Origin of the sequence: Raineyella sp. W15-4 (genome assembly GCF_033170155.1) — a bacterium.
Classification (GTDB): Bacteria; Actinomycetota; Actinomycetes; order Propionibacteriales; family Propionibacteriaceae; genus Raineyella.
Window position 1 is genome coordinate 3,709,991 of the sequence record NZ_CP137079.1, and the last position, 15,693, is coordinate 3,725,683.

General features: G+C 71.1%; 18 protein-coding genes. 8 read left to right on the forward strand and 10 right to left on the reverse strand.

The genetic code is table 11. The features are described from left to right. Nucleotides 1-16 precede the first annotated feature (16 nt). The 3 genes from arsA to R0145_RS17135 all read right to left on the reverse strand — a co-directional run bounded on the left by arsA (nt 17) and on the right by R0145_RS17135 (nt 2,658). Nucleotides 17-1,765 carry an arsenical pump-driving ATPase gene (gene arsA, locus R0145_RS17125; RefSeq protein WP_317838156.1) on the reverse strand — a complete coding sequence of 583 codons (1,749 nt, stop codon included), beginning with the start codon at nt 1,763-1,765 and terminating at the stop codon, nt 17-19. An 8-nt stretch (nt 1,766-1,773) separates the two neighbouring features. Further along, nucleotides 1,774-2,205, reverse strand: a complete 432-nt coding sequence (gene arsD, locus R0145_RS17130) for an arsenite efflux transporter metallochaperone ArsD (RefSeq protein ID WP_317838157.1) — start codon at nt 2,203-2,205, stop codon at nt 1,774-1,776. Nucleotides 2,206-2,277: 72 nt separating this feature from the next. After that, complete coding sequence (locus R0145_RS17135) at nt 2,278-2,658, reverse strand: metalloregulator ArsR/SmtB family transcription factor (protein ID WP_317838158.1); 381 nt, start codon at nt 2,656-2,658, stop codon at nt 2,278-2,280. A 98-nt stretch (nt 2,659-2,756) separates the two neighbouring features. On the opposite strand from R0145_RS17135, the gene arsB reads away from it, so the two are divergent. The 4 genes from arsB to R0145_RS17155 are packed head-to-tail and all read left to right on the forward strand — an operon-like array spanning nt 2,757 to nt 5,698. Continuing rightward, nucleotides 2,757-3,857 (forward strand): ACR3 family arsenite efflux transporter, encoded by a 1,101-nt coding sequence (arsB, locus tag R0145_RS17140; RefSeq protein ID WP_317838159.1) that lies wholly within the window; start codon nt 2,757-2,759, stop codon nt 3,855-3,857. A 43-nt stretch (nt 3,858-3,900) separates the two neighbouring features. Beyond that, complete coding sequence (locus tag R0145_RS17145) at nt 3,901-4,365, forward strand: arsenate reductase ArsC (RefSeq protein ID WP_317838160.1); 465 nt, start codon at nt 3,901-3,903, stop codon at nt 4,363-4,365. Beyond that, the gene (locus R0145_RS17150; RefSeq protein ID WP_411742060.1) at nt 4,362-5,075 is read left to right on the forward strand and encodes an FAD-dependent oxidoreductase; all 714 of its coding nucleotides are present in this window, start codon (nt 4,362-4,364) and stop codon (nt 5,073-5,075) included. Before R0145_RS17145 ends, R0145_RS17150 begins: the two co-directional genes overlap by 4 nt. 14 nt (nt 5,076-5,089) lie before the next feature. Continuing rightward, on the forward strand, nt 5,090-5,698 hold the full coding sequence (locus R0145_RS17155) for a three-helix bundle dimerization domain-containing protein (protein ID WP_317838162.1): 609 nt from the start codon (nt 5,090-5,092) through the stop codon (nt 5,696-5,698). On the opposite strand, the gene R0145_RS17160 is transcribed toward R0145_RS17155, so the two are convergent. Then, on the reverse strand, nt 5,667-5,996 hold the full coding sequence (locus tag R0145_RS17160; protein ID WP_317838163.1) for a transcriptional regulator: 330 nt from the start codon (nt 5,994-5,996) through the stop codon (nt 5,667-5,669). The genes R0145_RS17155 and R0145_RS17160 overlap by 32 nt on opposite strands. A gap of 72 nt (nt 5,997-6,068) precedes the next feature. Next, nucleotides 6,069-6,545 carry a hypothetical protein gene (locus R0145_RS17165; RefSeq protein ID WP_317838164.1) on the reverse strand — a complete coding sequence of 159 codons (477 nt, stop codon included), beginning with the start codon at nt 6,543-6,545 and terminating at the stop codon, nt 6,069-6,071. Nucleotides 6,546-7,015: 470 nt separating this feature from the next. Between R0145_RS17165 and R0145_RS17170 the strand changes: the two genes are divergently transcribed. Next, on the forward strand, nt 7,016-7,237 hold the full coding sequence (locus tag R0145_RS17170; RefSeq protein WP_317838165.1) for a hypothetical protein: 222 nt from the start codon (nt 7,016-7,018) through the stop codon (nt 7,235-7,237). 103 nt (nt 7,238-7,340) lie between these two features. On the opposite strand, the gene R0145_RS17175 is transcribed toward R0145_RS17170, so the two are convergent. Further along, nucleotides 7,341-8,114 (reverse strand): CPBP family intramembrane glutamic endopeptidase, encoded by a 774-nt coding sequence (locus R0145_RS17175; RefSeq protein WP_317838166.1) that lies wholly within the window; start codon nt 8,112-8,114, stop codon nt 7,341-7,343. A 131-nt stretch (nt 8,115-8,245) separates the two neighbouring features. On the opposite strand from R0145_RS17175, the gene R0145_RS17180 reads away from it, so the two are divergent. Further along, complete coding sequence (locus R0145_RS17180; protein WP_317838167.1) at nt 8,246-8,710, forward strand: VOC family protein; 465 nt, start codon at nt 8,246-8,248, stop codon at nt 8,708-8,710. 10 nt (nt 8,711-8,720) lie between these two features. Then, complete coding sequence (locus R0145_RS17185) at nt 8,721-10,079, forward strand: wax ester/triacylglycerol synthase domain-containing protein (protein ID WP_317838168.1); 1,359 nt, start codon at nt 8,721-8,723, stop codon at nt 10,077-10,079. Nucleotides 10,080-10,143: 64 nt separating this feature from the next. On the opposite strand, the gene R0145_RS17190 is transcribed toward R0145_RS17185, so the two are convergent. Together R0145_RS17190 and R0145_RS17195 are read right to left on the reverse strand one after the other, a co-directional pair. Beyond that, on the reverse strand, nt 10,144-10,707 hold the full coding sequence (locus R0145_RS17190; RefSeq protein ID WP_317838169.1) for a flavodoxin domain-containing protein: 564 nt from the start codon (nt 10,705-10,707) through the stop codon (nt 10,144-10,146). Nucleotides 10,708-10,963: 256 nt separating this feature from the next. After that, nucleotides 10,964-11,878 carry a S1C family serine protease gene (locus R0145_RS17195; RefSeq protein ID WP_317838170.1) on the reverse strand — a complete coding sequence of 305 codons (915 nt, stop codon included), beginning with the start codon at nt 11,876-11,878 and terminating at the stop codon, nt 10,964-10,966. A gap of 365 nt (nt 11,879-12,243) precedes the next feature. Here R0145_RS17195 and R0145_RS17200 point away from each other — a divergent pair, with 365 nt between their 5' ends. Then, nucleotides 12,244-13,446, forward strand: a complete 1,203-nt coding sequence (locus tag R0145_RS17200; RefSeq protein WP_317838171.1) for a serine hydrolase domain-containing protein — start codon at nt 12,244-12,246, stop codon at nt 13,444-13,446. Nucleotides 13,447-13,526: 80 nt separating this feature from the next. Here the strand turns inward: R0145_RS17200 and R0145_RS17205 are convergent, their stop codons facing one another. Further along, the gene (locus R0145_RS17205) at nt 13,527-14,390 is read right to left on the reverse strand and encodes a 2-oxo acid dehydrogenase subunit E2 (RefSeq protein WP_317838172.1); all 864 of its coding nucleotides are present in this window, start codon (nt 14,388-14,390) and stop codon (nt 13,527-13,529) included. Continuing rightward, nucleotides 14,387-15,106, reverse strand: coding sequence for a trimeric intracellular cation channel family protein (locus R0145_RS17210; protein ID WP_317838173.1), 720 nt, complete (start codon nt 15,104-15,106; stop codon nt 14,387-14,389). Before R0145_RS17210 ends, R0145_RS17205 begins: the two co-directional genes overlap by 4 nt. Nucleotides 15,107-15,693: the final 587 nt, after the last annotated feature.

A 15,693-nucleotide genomic window follows, 5' to 3' on the forward strand; every position in this document is an offset into this window, starting at 1 on the left:
CGTCTTGGTCGAAATGTCAGGCGATGGCGCTGTGGATCGCGGCCCCGGACGTGGCCGGGTCGCCGGCAGTCAGGGGGACCTGGACGGAGCGGGCCCTCGCTCGGCCGACCCTGTCGAGCGGGCCGCGTTCGGCAGCCTGCCTCCTGCGAAGGAGGGGGTCGGTGGTCGGGTTGCCGGTGAGGGTCTGATTGACCACCCAGGCCCACGGATGGATGCCAGCGCGTTCGAGGTCGGCCTGGAGTTGTTCGGCTTCGAGGACGGGGGTGGTCTCGGCCAGCGTGACGATGATGACCTTGGTGTAGCCGGGGTCCTGGAGGCGCATCATCGGTGTCGTGAAGCGGGTGCCCGGCGTCATGTTGCGGGCGACGTCGTGGTGGTAGGAGCCGGTGGCGTCCAGCAGGAGCAGGGTGTGACCGGTCGGGGCGGTGTCCATGATCACGAAGCGTCGACGTGCGTCGAGGACCGCCTGGGAGAAGGCCTGGAAGACCGCGATCTCCTCGGTGCATGGCGACCTGAGGTCCTCGGCGAGTTGCGCACGCCCGTCGTCGTCGAGAGTGGCGCCCTTGGTGGCCATGACGTGGGACCGGTAGTCGGCGACGGCCTGTTCGGGGTTGATGCTGGACACCCGCATGCCCTCATGCGCCAGGGAGAGGTCGAGATGGGCGGCCGGGTCCGTGGTAGTCAGATGAACGTCCTTGCCCCGGGCGACGAGCCTGCGCGCGATCGCGGTGGCGACGGTCGTCTTGCCGACGCCGCCCTTCCCCATACACATGACCAGCCCGTGGTCCTGCTCCGCCAGGGCACCGACCAGGGAGTCAAGGCCGGGCAGCACCGGGTCGGCTGCGCTCCAGTCGTCTGCTGGCGGGAGGGGCACGGCGGCGCTCTCCTCGCGGAGGAGACCCCGCAGGGCCGGCACGCCGACCATGTCGGTGCCGCGCAGCGGGAGGAGGTCGATGGTCAGGTCGGCGAGCTGGGGCGGCAGCGCCGCCAGGGCGGCGGTTTCCCGATCGCAGATGGCATCGGCGAGGGGATCATGGTCGGGATCGGTCGGAAGGATGGCGTTGACGACCAGGTGGGTGGCGCTGACGCCGGCGTCGACGAGTTCGTCGACCGTACGCGCCGCCTCGGTCAGCGCGCCTGGCTGGGCGCGCGCCACCAGGACCAGCCGGGTCCGGGCCGGATCGGCGAGGGCGGCCAGGGCGCGCCCGTATGTCGTGCGGGACTTCTCCAGGCCGGCCATCGGGCCGAGGCAGGAGGTGTCACCTTTGCCATCGTCGATGAACCGGGTCCATTCCCCCGGCAGTTGGAGCAGTCGGATGGTGTGGCCGGTCGGGGCGGTGTCGAAAATGATGTGGTCGTAGGCGAGGGTCTGGTCGGTGTCGGCGAGCAGACCGGTGAACTCGTTGAACGAGGCGATCTCGGTGGTGCAGGCACCGGAGAGCTGTTCGGTGACCGAGGCCAGGTCGACCGCCGACAGGAAGCCGCGCACCGGGGCGAGGGTACGCTCGCGGTAGTCGGCGGCGGCCTGTTCGGGCTCGATCTCGAGGGCATCCAGGCCGGGAGCTGCGACGATGGGCATGATCTGGTTGCCGATCCTCTGGCCGAAGACGTGGCCGACGTTGGAGGCCGGGTCGGTCGAGACGAGCAGCACCCGACGTCCCTGGTCGATCAGGTCGACGGCGGTCGCGCAGGCGACGCTGGTCTTGCCGACCCCACCCTTGCCGGTGAAGAAGATGTAGCGGGGAAGGGCGTCGAGGTACTTCACGGCGCGCCTCAGCAGCAGGATCGGACCGGGGCGGAGATCTGCAGGACCTGCGGTGCGGAGCTGCAGCATCCCGATGGCTGATCCTCAGCGCCGCAGCAGGACGAGTCGGTCGCCGCCGCGGGTGCAGACTCGGGTGTGGTCAGGCCGGTGAAGCGTGCCAGTTCGGCCCGTGAGGGGTAGCGGCCGGTGAGGACGGTGGTGCCGTCCACCAGGACGAGAGGTAGGGCGTCGGCTCCGGCCAGTTGGACGAACGTGCGGGCGGCGGCGTCCGCGGCGAACGCCGCGGGGTCCTGGGCGAGATTGGCACGAGTGACGTTGATGCCCTGACCGGCGAGCCAACGGGCATCGGCGGTGAAGTCAACCAGCGCCTGTTCCGGATCCGGACCGCAGACCCCGGTGTTGCAGCACAACGGCCCTTCGAAGACCTTCAACGCAACCACGAAAGACTCCTCGCATCGAAAACTGTCGATGCGAGGAGTTAACCACTTGCATTGATCAACGTCAATACGACATCAGCAGCACGAAGTGCTGGCGGCGATCGGCTCCCCGAGAAAGCCCCGCGCGACATCGAGAGCGTCAGCGACGGCGGTGTAGTGTGCCCAGCGTCCGCGCTGCTCGCGGACGATCAGCCCGGCGTCCACCAGCTTCTTCAGGTGGTGCGACAGGGTGGGTTGACTGATCCCCAAGGTTTCCGGGAGATGGCATGCGCAGGCTGTGCCATGTTCGGACGAACGGATGTGCGCCAGGAGGCGCACCCGCGTCGGATCCGAGAGGGCCTTGAACATCTCAGCCAGCTCCGCGGCCCGCTCGGGGGGCATGAGTGTCGACGACCCCTCGATGCAGACCTCGTCGGACTCGACGAGGGGGATCCTGTCCAGTTCAACCTGCCTCATTTCTTCAGCCTACCCCTGACCCCCATCCGCCATATTGACAAATGTCGATAACCAGGCCAAGCTCTCATTGAAGATCATCGATATGAAGAGAGGCTCCCGTGTCGCAGACCGCCGCCCCCGAGAGGCCGACCCCTCACTCGTCGGTGGCCGGACAGCTGGGCCTGCTCGACCGCTTCCTGCCGGCCTGGATCCTCGCCGCGATGGCACTGGGACTGGCGCTCGGACGGTACGTCCCCGGGTTGTCGTCGGCCTTGGACGCGGTCAAGATCGGCTCGGTCTCGCTGCCGATCGCCATCGGCCTACTGGTGATGATGTACCCAGTGCTGGCCAAGGTCCGCTATGACGAGACCCGCCGGGTCGCCGCCGACCGCCGACTGATGGGCCTGTCGCTGGTGCTGAACTGGATCATCGGGCCGGCGGTGATGTTCGCCCTCGCCTGGCTGCTGCTGCCCGACCTGCCCGAGTACCGTACCGGCCTGATCATCGTCGGCCTGGCCCGGTGCATCGCCATGGTGTTGATCTGGAACGACCTCGCCTGCGGTGACCGCGAGACCGCGGCCGTCCTGGTGGCGGTCAACTCCGTCTTCCAGGTGATCGCCTTCTCGACCCTCGGCTGGTTCTACCTCCAGGTGCTGCCCGGCTGGCTGGGTCTGCCGACCACCTCGGCGGACTTCTCCTTCTGGGCGATCTCCCTCTCGGTGCTGGTCTTCCTCGGCGTCCCCCTGGTCGCCGGATTCCTGACGCGGCTGCTCGGCGAACGGGCGAAGGGCCGCGACTGGTACGAGCGGCGATTCCTGCCTCGGATCGGCCCGCTGGCCCTCTACGGGCTGCTGTTCACCATCGTGCTGCTGTTCGCCCTGCAGGGTGAACAGATCACCGACCGGCCCTGGGACGTCGCCCGGATCGCGCTCCCGCTGGTCGCCTACTTCGCGATCATGTGGCTCGGTGGCCTGCTGTTGTCGCGGGCCGCCGGGCTGGACTACGCCCACTCGGCCACGGTGGCCTTCACCGGCGCAGGGAACAACTTCGAGCTCGCCATCGCGGTGGCCATCGGCACCTTCGGCGTCACCTCCGGCCAGGCGCTGGCCGGCGTGGTCGGCCCGCTGATCGAGGTCCCCGTGCTGGTCGGCCTGGTCTACGTCGCCCTGTGGCTCGCCCCTCGACTCTTCCCACACGACCCGACCCTGCCCACCCGCTGAATTCCTCCCCCTCGGCCCCGCCCCACTCGACGAAAGGCGCCCCATGTCCGCCCCCAGCCAGCCCGGCCACCAGCCCGACCACCAGCCGTCCGTCATGTTCGTCTGCGTACACAACGCCGGCCGCTCCCAGATGGGCGCGGCGTACGCCCACCACCTCTCCGGTGGCAGGGTGGAGGTCCGTTCCGCCGGATCCGTCCCGGCTGACTCGATCAACCCCGCTGTCCGCGACGCACTGCTCGAACAGGGCATCGACATCTCCGCCGAGAAGCCGAAGATCCTCACCCCCGAGGCTGTCCAGGCCTCCGACATAGTGATCACCATGGGCTGCGGCGACACCTGCCCCTACTACCCGGGCAAGCGCTACGAGGACTGGGTCCTCGACGACCCCGCCGGCCACGGCATCGACGCCGTCCGCCCGATCCGCGACGAGATCCGCCGACGGGTCACCGAGCTGCTGACCGACCTGGGCGTCGAGGTCCAGCCCACCCCCGCCGAGGCCGCACGGTGAACCCAGTCCTTCCCCTCCGCGCCCTCCGCACCTCCCTGGTCACCGTCTCCACGGAGGCGACGGTGCCGACGGCAGGAGCGCCCCGGAACCTGTCCGAGGGACCCGGCGAGGACGGGCGGGTCCGCGAGGTCATCATCATCGGCTCCGGGCCGACTGGCTACACCGCCGCCATCTACACCGCGCGCGCCGGGCTGGCACCGCTCGTGTTCGAGGGCGCCCTGGACGCCGGCGGCGCGCTGATGAACACTACCGAGGTCGAGAACTTCCCCGGCTTCCCCGACGCCATCCTGGGCCCCGACCTGATGGACAATCTGCGCTCCCAGGCCGAGAAGTTCGGCGCCGAACTGGTCACCGACGACGACACCGCGGTCGAGGCACTTGTCTTGAAGGACACCGCCACCGGAGACATCAGCGAACTGCCGGTCGAAGGCGTGTTCGAGGCCATCGGCCACGACCCCCGCTCCGCACTGGTTCGCGGCCAGGTCGAGACCGATCCGGTCGGCTATGTCATCACCCGACCAGGATCGACCGCCACCAACCTCCCGGGAGTGTTCGCTGCTGGGGATCTGGTGGACCACACCTACCGCCAGGCGGTCACCGCGGCCGGAACGGGCTGCTCCGCCGCGCTGGACGCCGAACGATTCTTGATGACCCTCACCGACCGGCGGGCACCGGAGCCCGCCGGCGCCACCGAGCCAGCTCTGGCCTGAACGAGGAGAGGACCATGGACCCACACATCACCACCCAGATCATCGACGACCTCAGCTACGCCTATACCGGCATGTTCACCCCCGAACAGGTCACCCGGGCCGTGGATGACGCCACCGCCCTCCTCGAGCCCACCGCGAAGGTCCAGACCTATCTGCCTGTCCTCGTCGCCCGACAGGCCCGCGAACAGCTGATGGCCGCCGCGCAGGCCGAGGGCCGGGTCGCCAAGAAGGTGCCCGAGATCCTGTTCATCTGCGTCCACAACGCCGGGCGCTCCCAGATGGCCGCGGCCATCGCAGAACAACTCTCCGCCCGCCGGGTCCACGTCCGGTCCGCCGGATCGCAACCGATCGACGAGATCAACCGGCTGGCGGTGGAGGTCCTGGCTGAGCGCGGCATCGCGCTCAACGTCGCATACCCCAAGCCGCTCACTGATTCAGTGGTAAAGGCGGCCGACGTCGTGATCACCATGGGCTGCGGGGACACCTGTCCCTACTACCCCGGCAAGCTCTACGAAGACTGGGACGTCCGCGACCCCGATGGCCAACCGATCGAGGTCGTCCGCGACATCCGCGACGACCTGCTCGGGCGGGTCACCGATCTCCTCCGCCGGATCCTGGACTGACCTCCAGCAGCTCCCGGAGTGCCGCCACATGCCCGAGATAGGCCGTACGGCCCCCGGGCGTGAGCCGGATCCAGGTCCGCGGCCGCCCGAAGGGCTGCGGGCGCTTCTCCAGGACGACATACCGAGCATCGGCGAGGAGCCGAAGGTGCTTGGACAGCAGCGAGGTGGAGATCCCCAGTGACGCCTCCAGGGCACCGAACTCCAGCTCGGTGGTCGCCGCCAGGGCGGCGGTGATCCGCAGCCGGGTCGGCACATGGATGAGGTCGTCGAACCGGGCGACGACGGGCCCCCAGCTCATCGCCGACCCCGGTTCACGACGACACCCGGTTCACGACAGCCCTGGGGTGCACCAGGACACCACGCACCCCATTCACAGCAGGTCATAGCGGTGGTAGTCGCCCGCGGCGATCCGGCGGGCCTGGTAGCGCTCCTCCCACCGCATCCCGACGAACACCGCGATCGCGGCGAACAGTCCGACCCCGAGCGCGTACCAGGGCTGCCAGGCCGCCGGGGCCGGGAACTGCATCAGGACGACGATCGCAAGGTAGACCAGGGCGTACGGCAGCGTCCGCGCCCCCAGCGCCCGGGCATCGAGGATCCTCCCCCGGCGTCGGGTGAACCGCCGCTCGGCCAGCAGGGTGATGGCGGACCCGACCACCAGCACGACGAGGGCGCCGACCCACGGACCGAGCAGCGCCAGCGGGATCGTCACCGCCATCGTGAGCGCCAGGACCGCGTCGATCCAGGCCGGCCGGCGGGTGCTGTCGACCGCCGACCGGCGAGCCTCAGCGGCCTCCTCGAGGGCGGCCCGGGCGCCGTCCGGGTCGGGAAGCGGGTCGGCACTCATGATCGCTCCTCAGTTACTTGACGATGCTTCAAGTATCCGAGTTGCTTTCCTCTCAGTCAAGCAACTCGGAAGTGACGCCCGAGGCATCCGGCCCCGCAGCATCCGGCCCCGACGGGGCAGGACAGCGGCCCCTCGGGCCTGCGCCCGACCAGCCGGGCGCAGATCCCGAATCCGCCGCCTGGATGACCGCGCCGATCACCTGCGGCACCTCGTTGCCGAAGAAGCCCAGGCCGCGCCGAGCAGGTCCAGCGCGATCACGCCGGCGACCGGCCTGTGAGCCGGTGCCGGCCGCGCACGTCGGTGGCCAGTGCATATCGGTGGGCCAGGTACACCGATGGGCCCACGCATGTATGTGGTCCACGGGATATATGTGGTCCACGGGACCTTCCATAGGACAAACCTATGACTCCCGGACATCGACCCGGTCCGGGGCGTACGGATGATTCCAGGGCCCCTTCTACCTCGGAGTGGTGGTCCTTTACCTCCGAGTGGTGGCCCTGCTGCTCGGCCAAGCCCTGCTGCTCGGGTCCGGCGGCCCGGTGGCATACGCCTCCGTGGTGTGGGTGGTCGCCGCGACAGGCGTCCGGTTCGGGGAGGAGTACGTGGCGTACGTCCGGACGTACGACGCCGGATACCCTCTCGCAGGCCCCGCGGTTCCGGACAGCCACGGCCCGCCGACGCGCGGCATCTGACCAGAAGCGCAGCATCTGACGGGAGGCGCGTCGCCAATCCGAGAGCGCTGCAGCTGCTGCAGACCGCGAGGGGTCAGCGGTCGCGGAGGGCCCGGAAGCCGGATCAGAAGCGGGCGGTCCGGCGGGCCAGCCAGGCGGCGCCGAGCAACGCGAGCAGCATGCCGGGCACCGACGGCCACGGATCGAAGCCGGCGAAACCGTCGGGGTAGATCTGCACGGTGTTGAGCATGGCGTGGACGGCGCAGGCCGGCGCCAGGCCGCCGCCGCTGTGCCGGTAGAGCAGCACCATCAGGATCCGGGCCAGGACGCTGACCAGGAACTGGCCGGCGACCCAGGACCAGGTGTGCCCCTGGGCGAGGTAGGGCACCGAGTGCCACAGTTGCCACGCCGTACCGATGATCAGTCCGGCGCCGAGCACGCCGTGGTCGGCGGTGAGCCGGGCGGTCAGGTAGCCGGTCCAGCCGACCTCCTCGGGGATGGCGCCGAGGAAGAACACGACGAAGAGGAGTGGTGTCAGGTACCAGGGAAAGGCCGGGGTGCCACCGGGACGGGGGCCGATCAGCCAGCCCAGCGCCGAGGCGACGGGGGCGGCGCCCAGCCCGACCGCCCACCACCACCGCGGCCGCACCCGCGCGATGTCGACCAGTCCGGACCAGACCGTACGCAGTCCGGTCCGCCCCTCCTCGCGCCAGGCCAGGACGCTGGCGACGGCCGCCGGGATGACGATCCCCAGCACGGCGGCGGGCAGGCCGAGGACCAGCGCCCGGCCGCCGGTGGCGACGGTCGCCCACCAGAAGGGGAGGACCAGCACCATGACGAGGAGGAGGAACAGCCACGGCCGCCGGCGGCGGGAGGCTGCGACGAGGACGGCGGCCACCCGCCCAGATTACGTGGGGACGGGGGCGGGGCACGCGGGGCACCCCCTGTTGAGGCCCGCCCTCACCCTTGCGACTATGGACGGAGACAGCGATCCGGGAAACGACCACGGGAAGGGACGAGGGACACCGGATGAAGACACTGCACACCGCCTACCGCGTCACCGACCTCGACACGTCACTCGACTTCTACCGGGCGCTCGGCTATCGCGAGCTGGGGCGTGGGGATCTTGTTGACGGTTCCGTGCTGGTCGTGCTCGCGTTCCCCGGCGAGGAGCTGGGGAGTCTGGAGTTGGTGTACCGGCCCGCCGACGGTCCCGTGGAGCTCGGCACCGGTTTCCATCACCTGGTCGTCCAGGTCCATGACCTCGAAGCGTCGGTCGCGGCATTGACCATCGCGGGGCTGCCACCGAGCGTGCCGGAACGCCCCGGGCGCCCGGGCGGTCCGCGGACGGCCTGGATCGCGGACCCGGACGGCTACCGGATCGAGTTGGTGGAATGGCCGCGTGGTCACCCCGACGGGATCACCGCCGACGACCTCACCGACGTCGACCGCACCGCCGACGACCGCACCGCCGACGACCGCGCCGGACGTTGACCACACCGGGATGACATCGTCACCGGAGCGGCTCAGTGCCGCCGATGCGTCCAACGTGGTGATGGACGCCCCCGACCAGGTGAACGGCTTCCTGCTGGCCGGCCTACTGGGACCGGGAGGCTTCGTCGGCCCCGACGGCACCGCCGACCCGGACCTCCTCCGCACCGTGGTCGCGGGCCGGATCCAGGACACCACCGATGTCGGACTGCGGCGGTTCTCCCAGCGGATCGCCCGGGACGGCCGGCGGCTGGTGTGGCAGGACTGCGCTCCGGAGCTGTCCTGGCACGTGCGCCTCGTCGAGCCGGTCGCCGGCCGGGACGGCCTCGCCGCGGTGTGCGCCGGCCTGATGACCACTCCCCTGGTCCCGGACCGCCCGTTGTGGGAGCTGCTCATCGTGCCGGGAGCGGCGCCGCACGGGCCGGGGATCATCGTACGGATCCACCACGCGGTGGCCGACGGGGTGGCGGGGGCCCGGCTGATCCGGGACCTGTTCGACGCCCCGGGCGCGGACGATCCGGCATTCCTTCCCGCGCCGGCGACCGTGCCCGGACCGGCGGGACAGGCGGGACCGGCGCAGCCGCCGCTTCACGCCCACCGCTCGGCCCGGCGGGCCGACCGCCGCCCGCTGTGGAGGTCGCTCGCCGGCAGCATGACCCGGCTCACGGCGCTCTTCCGGGCCCCCGTCCCCCGGACGATCCTGCTCGGCCCGATCGGTCCGCACCGCGGGGTGGCCTTCGCCGAGGTCGACCTGGCCGAGCTGGCCGCCGGCGCGAAGATCGCCGGGGGCACCGTGAACGACGCCCTGCTGGCCGCGGTCGTCGCGGCCACCGCCACCACCCTCCGTACCGCCGGGGAGTCCGTCCCGCCCACGCTGCCGGTCAGCGTCCCGGTCGCGCTGCCCGACCGGGGGACCTCCGGCAACGCCGTCGGCGTCATGCTGGTGTCGCTGCCCACCGCGGAGGCCGACGTCGTCGCCCGGATCGGCGCCATCTCGCGGCTGACCCGGGCCGGCAAGGGCGAGGCCCGCGCCCGGGGCACGCTGGAGATCACCCGGAGCCGGTGGGGGGCGCGGGCGTTCGCGGCCATCGCCCGCCACCAGCGCCTCGTTGCGCTCTTCGTCACCAACGTCCGCGGCCCGGAGCGCCCGTTGCGGCTCGCCGGCGCCCCGCTGGAGCGGGCCTGGCCGGTCTCCGCGATCCAGGGGAACGTACGCCTCGGTATCGCCGCCTTCTCATACGCAGGGCGACTGGGCGTGGCCGCCCACCTCGATGCCGACGCCCTGGACTGCGACGGCATCGGCCGACGGCTCGACGAGGAGCTGGCCCGGATCGCCGCGCTGGGGCGGACCCGGTCGTCCCTCGGCGGCTGATCCGGGCCGATCGCCTCCGAACCCACGGCACGACACCCCCGAGCCCCCGGAAAGTGGAGCCGCTTCAGTCCTCGTCCGTCGATGTCAACGATCCGGCGATCTCCCGGGCCCAGTCCTCGATCGCCTGCCAATCCCGGAAATCGCCGGCCGGCAGGGAATCCTTGGCAGCTGGAATCAGCTTCAGCATGCGCTCGCCGAAACCCACCGGATCGGCCTCCGGATCGTACGCCCCGAAGAACACCCGGTCGCCCCGCGGGTGCAGAAGAGTGGCCAGCTCGTCGACATCCTTGGGCCGGGAGCTCTCGAACACATCCCGTCCCTTCTCATCCACGATCCGGCCCTGGTCATCCACGGTCGTCGACCCGACGGGACCGCTACTGAAAAGCCACAGCGGCCGCTCCGCCAACGCACTGTGGTGCTGGCGGGCGAACTGGACCGCCGGCTTCAGCCAGTGGTACATGTAGGCGGCCGATCCCAGCACCACTGCCTCGTACTCGTCGAGGGTGGTGACCTGATCGACCGGCACGGCGGTCGCCTCGTGGCCGGCCGCGGTGAGCGTCTCGGCGATCCGGGACGCGATCCCGGCGGTCGACCCGTGCCGGGTCGCGTACGCCACCAGAACCTTCATGGCGCCTCCTGCGTCGGCGTCGGAAACTCGGGGACCTCCGGGAACGCTGCACCAGGGGTCACGGTCAACCCCCACCTCCCCGGCGGTGCCGTTCTGAACGATAACCCAGCAGCGGAGCCTTTGACGATGACCGCCGACATGACCTCCGCCACGGCCGCGCCGCCGTGGCCCTGGAGCACCTGTCCTCCACCATTGCATAGGAGAAACCTATGGAAGCTGCGAGGAGCCGCCGGCACCGCGCCGCGCTCCCCACCGGCTAATCGGCCAGCTCCGCCGGCACCACCACGGTGTCGACCAGTGCCCCGCTGCGCAGCACGGTGATCTCGAGGCGCGTGCCGATGGCGTCCTCGAACAGCATCCGCTGCAGCGACTGCGCATCGCCGAGCGGTCGGCCCTGCACCGCCAGCACCAGGTCGTACGGCAGGATGCCGCTGGACGCGGACGGGCTGTCCGGCACCACCTCCATCACCCGCAGTGCCGTACGGTGCCCGGTGCGCTCCGCCCACCGCGGCGGCAGGACGGCCGGCGAGGTGACCAGGCCGAGGTAGGCCCGACGGACCCGGCCGTCGTGCATCAGGGCGGCGATGATGCGTCGGGTCGTCGTGTTGATCGGCACCGCCAGGCCGACCCCGAGGCCCGCCACCGCGGTGTTGATGCCGATCACCCGGCCCGCCGAGTCGGCGAGTGCACCCCCGGAGTTGCCCGGATTGAGCGAGGCGTCGGTCTGGATGACGTCCTCGATCAGCCGCATCCCGCTGCGGGTCCGGACCGGCAGCGACCGTCCCAGACCACTGACCACCCCGGCGGTGACACTGCCGGTCAGCCCCAGTGGGTTGCCCACCGCCACCACCAGGGAGCCGATCCGCAGGTCGTCGACGTCCCGGTAGACCGGCGGCTCCAACAGTTCGCGTTCGGCCCGCAGCAGGGCGAGATCGGCCAACCGGTCGCGGCCGACGACCTCGACATGCGACGTGCTGCCGTCGGCGAAGAGCGCCTCTCCGGCGGGTGCCCGCCCGACGACGTGGGCGTTGGTGAGCAGGTGTCCCTCCGCGGTGAGGACGACCGCCGATCCTTCCGCCTCACCCCCGCGGTCCCCAGGGATGCGGACCGCCGCCACCCGCGGGAGCAGGTGCTCCGCGACCGCGGTGACGACCCGTGAGTAGGCGTCCATCGCGTCGCGCTCCGTCGTCCCGTGGCCGCCTGTTTCGCGGCCGGTGGAGTCCCGGTCGCCGGGTTCCTCCCGGCTGGGGTCCCTCTCGCTGGGGTCCCTCTCGCTGGGGTCCATGGCCCGCCTCCGATCACCGCTGGAGAGTCCTGGAGTGTCAACGCCGGCGAGTCGGTGGTCCTTCCCGCTCCACCCGCCGCAGCATGATCAGCGCCGCGCACCGGCCGCACGTCACCCGCGTCGAGGGGAAGGGCCGGTCACAGGGCGCAGAGCTGCTCCCCGTAGGCTTCGTCCCAGAGCTCCGTCCGACGTCCGCCGCCCGCGAGCGGTCGGTCCGCGGGAGGGGAGCGGTTCCGGTCGAGGGGACAACCATGACGGTCCAGGAACGGCCCAGCAGGGTCGAAGGCTTCGTACGGCCAGGGTTCGAGGCGGTGCGCCGCGCGTTCGAGGACAACTTCACCCACCGCAAGGAGTTGGGATCAGCCTGCTGTATCTACCACCGCGGCGAGCCGGTGGTGGATCTCTGGGGCGGGATCCGCGACCGTGCCACCGGGGCGCCCTGGCGGGAGGACACCATGACGCTGGTGTTCTCCGCGACCAAGGGGATGGCGGCGATGGTGATGGCCCTCGCGCACTCCCGCGGCTGGCTCGACTACGACGCCCGGGTGGCGGACGTCTGGCCGGAGTTCGCCGCGAACGGCAAGGAGCGGGTGACCGTCCGCCAGCTACTGGCGCACCAGGCCGGATTGTTCGGCTTCGACGAGCCGGTCGACCGGGAGGTGGTCGCCGACCTCGATCGGCTGGCCGCGGTGATGGCCCGGCAGACGCCGGAGTGGCCGCCGGGCACTCGGCAGGCCTACCACGCGATCAGCCTCGGCTTCTACGAGGGCGAGCTGATCCGCCGGGTCGACCCGCAGCACCGTACGCTCGGGCGGGTCTTCGCCGAGGAGATCGCCGGGCCGCTGGGGCTCGACTTCTTCATCCGGCTGCCCGCGGATGTCGCCGATGAGCGGCTGGCCCCACTCGTGCTCCGCTCGCCGTGGCTGAATCTCACCGAGCTCTCCTGGCGGATGCTGCTGGCGGCCTTCGACAAGCACTCGGTGCTCTACCGGTCGGTGATGACCAACCCCGGCACCCTGCTGGCGATTGACCCGGAGCGGATCTACGCGCGGGACCTGGAGGTGCCGTCCGGGGGCGGGGTGGGCACCGCCCGGGCGATCGCCCGGGCGTACGGGGTGCTGGCGACCGGCGGCGCGCAGCTCGGGCTGCGGCCGGAGACCATCCGGGAGCTCGAGGCGCCGCCGGTGGCGCCCACCCGGGGCTTCCGCGACGAATGCATGGGCGGCGCCGACATCCGGTTCTCGCTGGGCTTCATGCGCCCGGCCCCGGCCTGGGCCTTCGGCGGTCCCCGGGCGTACGGCGCTCCCGGCGCCGGCGGCTCGTTCGGCTACGCGGATCCCGATGCCGGGATCGGCTACGCATACGTGTGCAACCGGATGGGCCGGTCACAGGACGACCCGCGTGACCTGGCACTGCGGTCGGCGATGACGGAGAGCCTGGCGGCGCTGGGCTGACGGGCTCGCGGCGCCGGGCCGGATCCCGGGCGCTGCTGATCTGGCCCCAGGGAGGACCGTGTCCCGACCGCCGCCGGGGCTCAGGCGCCGGGCGACCCGGCAGCCTCCGGATCAGCGGTCAGGTCGCGGATCGCCTCGCCGGCCGCGAGGAGTTCGGCCAGACGGGAGGTGAACCGGGCCGCCGGCGCGCCGTCGATCACGTCGTGGTCGAACGCCAGGGTGAGGTGGGCGATCTCCTGCCGCACCAGGGCGTCCGCCACCAGCCCGGGCCGGGGGGTGATGCCGCCGATCGTCACGCCGAGCGTCCCCGCGCCGGGGGCGAGCCCCCAGCCGGCGACCGAGGTGCCCATGCCGAGGTTGTTCACCCCGGCCACGCCGAGACGCAGCGCCCAGCGAGGGCTGCGCCGCATGTACCACATCAGCGGCCGGGCCAGGCCGGTCGGGATCCGCTCCAGCCACCGCTGCCCGGCGATGGTCTCCGGCCGGGATGCCTGACCGGCCCGGATCTCGTCGTGCACCGCCCGCAGGGACTTGGTGTCGGCATTCCGGATCGGCAGGTAGCCCACCGCGGGCTGCCCGTCGATCGTCCGTTCCAGCAGCACCTCGACGATCACTTCGTCCAGGAACACCAGGGAGCGACCTCGGCGGAAGGCATTGAGCGCCGGGAACTCGGCCAGCGCCGCCGCTACACAGGTGACCACGTACGCCGTCAGCGACAGCCGTTCCCCGGTCGTCTCCTGGTGGGCGCGGATCAGCCGGCGAGGCACCGTCAGGTCCGCCTCGATCAGCGCGAACATGATGTGTCTGTGGCGGGCGGACTCCTGCCCGGCGGCCAGCGCGAGCCTCGCCCTGCTCATCCGCTCGACCCGGTAGCCGCGAGAGGTCGGCGCGCCGGCAGAGGTCGCCACTCCGGGAGCAGTGGGCGTTTCGCGCGTTCCGGTCATCGGTTCCCTCTCCCCTGCCGGCCCTTGTCGGGTGGACCCTGCCGGTCCTTGCTCGGTGGACGCCGACGCCAGACCCGGATCGGCTCCAGATGATAGGCCTCGGGCAGTTGCCACTGGCGCCACCGCGACAGCAGCATCAGGCCGGCGCCGGCCAGCGTGCCGACCGCCAGCCCCACAGTGGGGTGCCCGAGTCGGTCCAGCAGCACCAGCAGGCCGCTGGCCAGCAACGCCGGTGTCGCGTACAAGGTGTTGCCGCCGAAGACCGAGGGCACCTGGCGCAGGAGGATCTCGCGGACCGCTCCACCGCCCACCGCGGTCACCGCGCCGAGCAACACCGCCGGCAGCGCGCCGAGACCGACGGCCAGCGTCTTCGTCGCCCCCGCCACCGCCCAGGTGCCCAGCGCGAGGGCATCGACCCAGGGGAAGACCACGTTCCAGCTGCGTCCCTGGACCGGGATCAGGAAGGCGATCGCCGCGCCGACGAGGGCCGTGACGATGTAGGCGGGGTCAGTCAGGGCGATCGGAGTGCCCTTCTGCAGCAGGGTGTCACGGATCAGCCCGCCCCCCAGCCCGGACACGATCGCCAGCGTGGCGAAGCCGATGGCGTCGAACCGCTCGTTGCGCGCCACGACACCGCCGAGGATCGCGTTCGACAACACTCCCGTCAGGTCGAGGAACCGCGACGCCTCGATCACTGCCTCGGACAGATCCGACATCACGCACCGCCTCCGCCGTGCTTCACACTCTCACCGGGACGCCCTCCTCAGGGTCACGTTCCCGGCCATCAGTATGGTGCAGGCCGGCCCGCCACGCCCAATGGCCGCCGACCTCCCCGCGTACGCCCCGCCGGCCGGGTCGGCACCGTCTGCTTCGAGGGGCGCGGCAGGATCAGCCATCCACCACACCAGGACGTCGACCACACCAGGACGTCGACCACACCAGGACGTCGACCACACCAGGACGTCGACCACACCAGGACGTCGACCACACCAGGACGTCGACACAAGTCAGTGTTCGAGCACACGTTTCACCCGGGGGGTGACACTCTGCTCCCGGAATCCGGCTGTCCCATGAAGCATCCAGGCGTTTCACAAGGGCATTCACCCGACAGCGAGGGCAGCTGACCCGCCCTGGCTGTCACCAGGGGGTTGCATCTTCAGTTCGAGAACAGACCTGACGTTTCCGGACGAGGGCGTCGGCGGAGAGGACGGGAGAAGCGGGAGAAGCGGGAGGGACGGGAGAGGGCATCGGCGGAGACGCCGGCGACTCGCCGCCCGAACCCACGCCCCGGCTCGCCAACCGG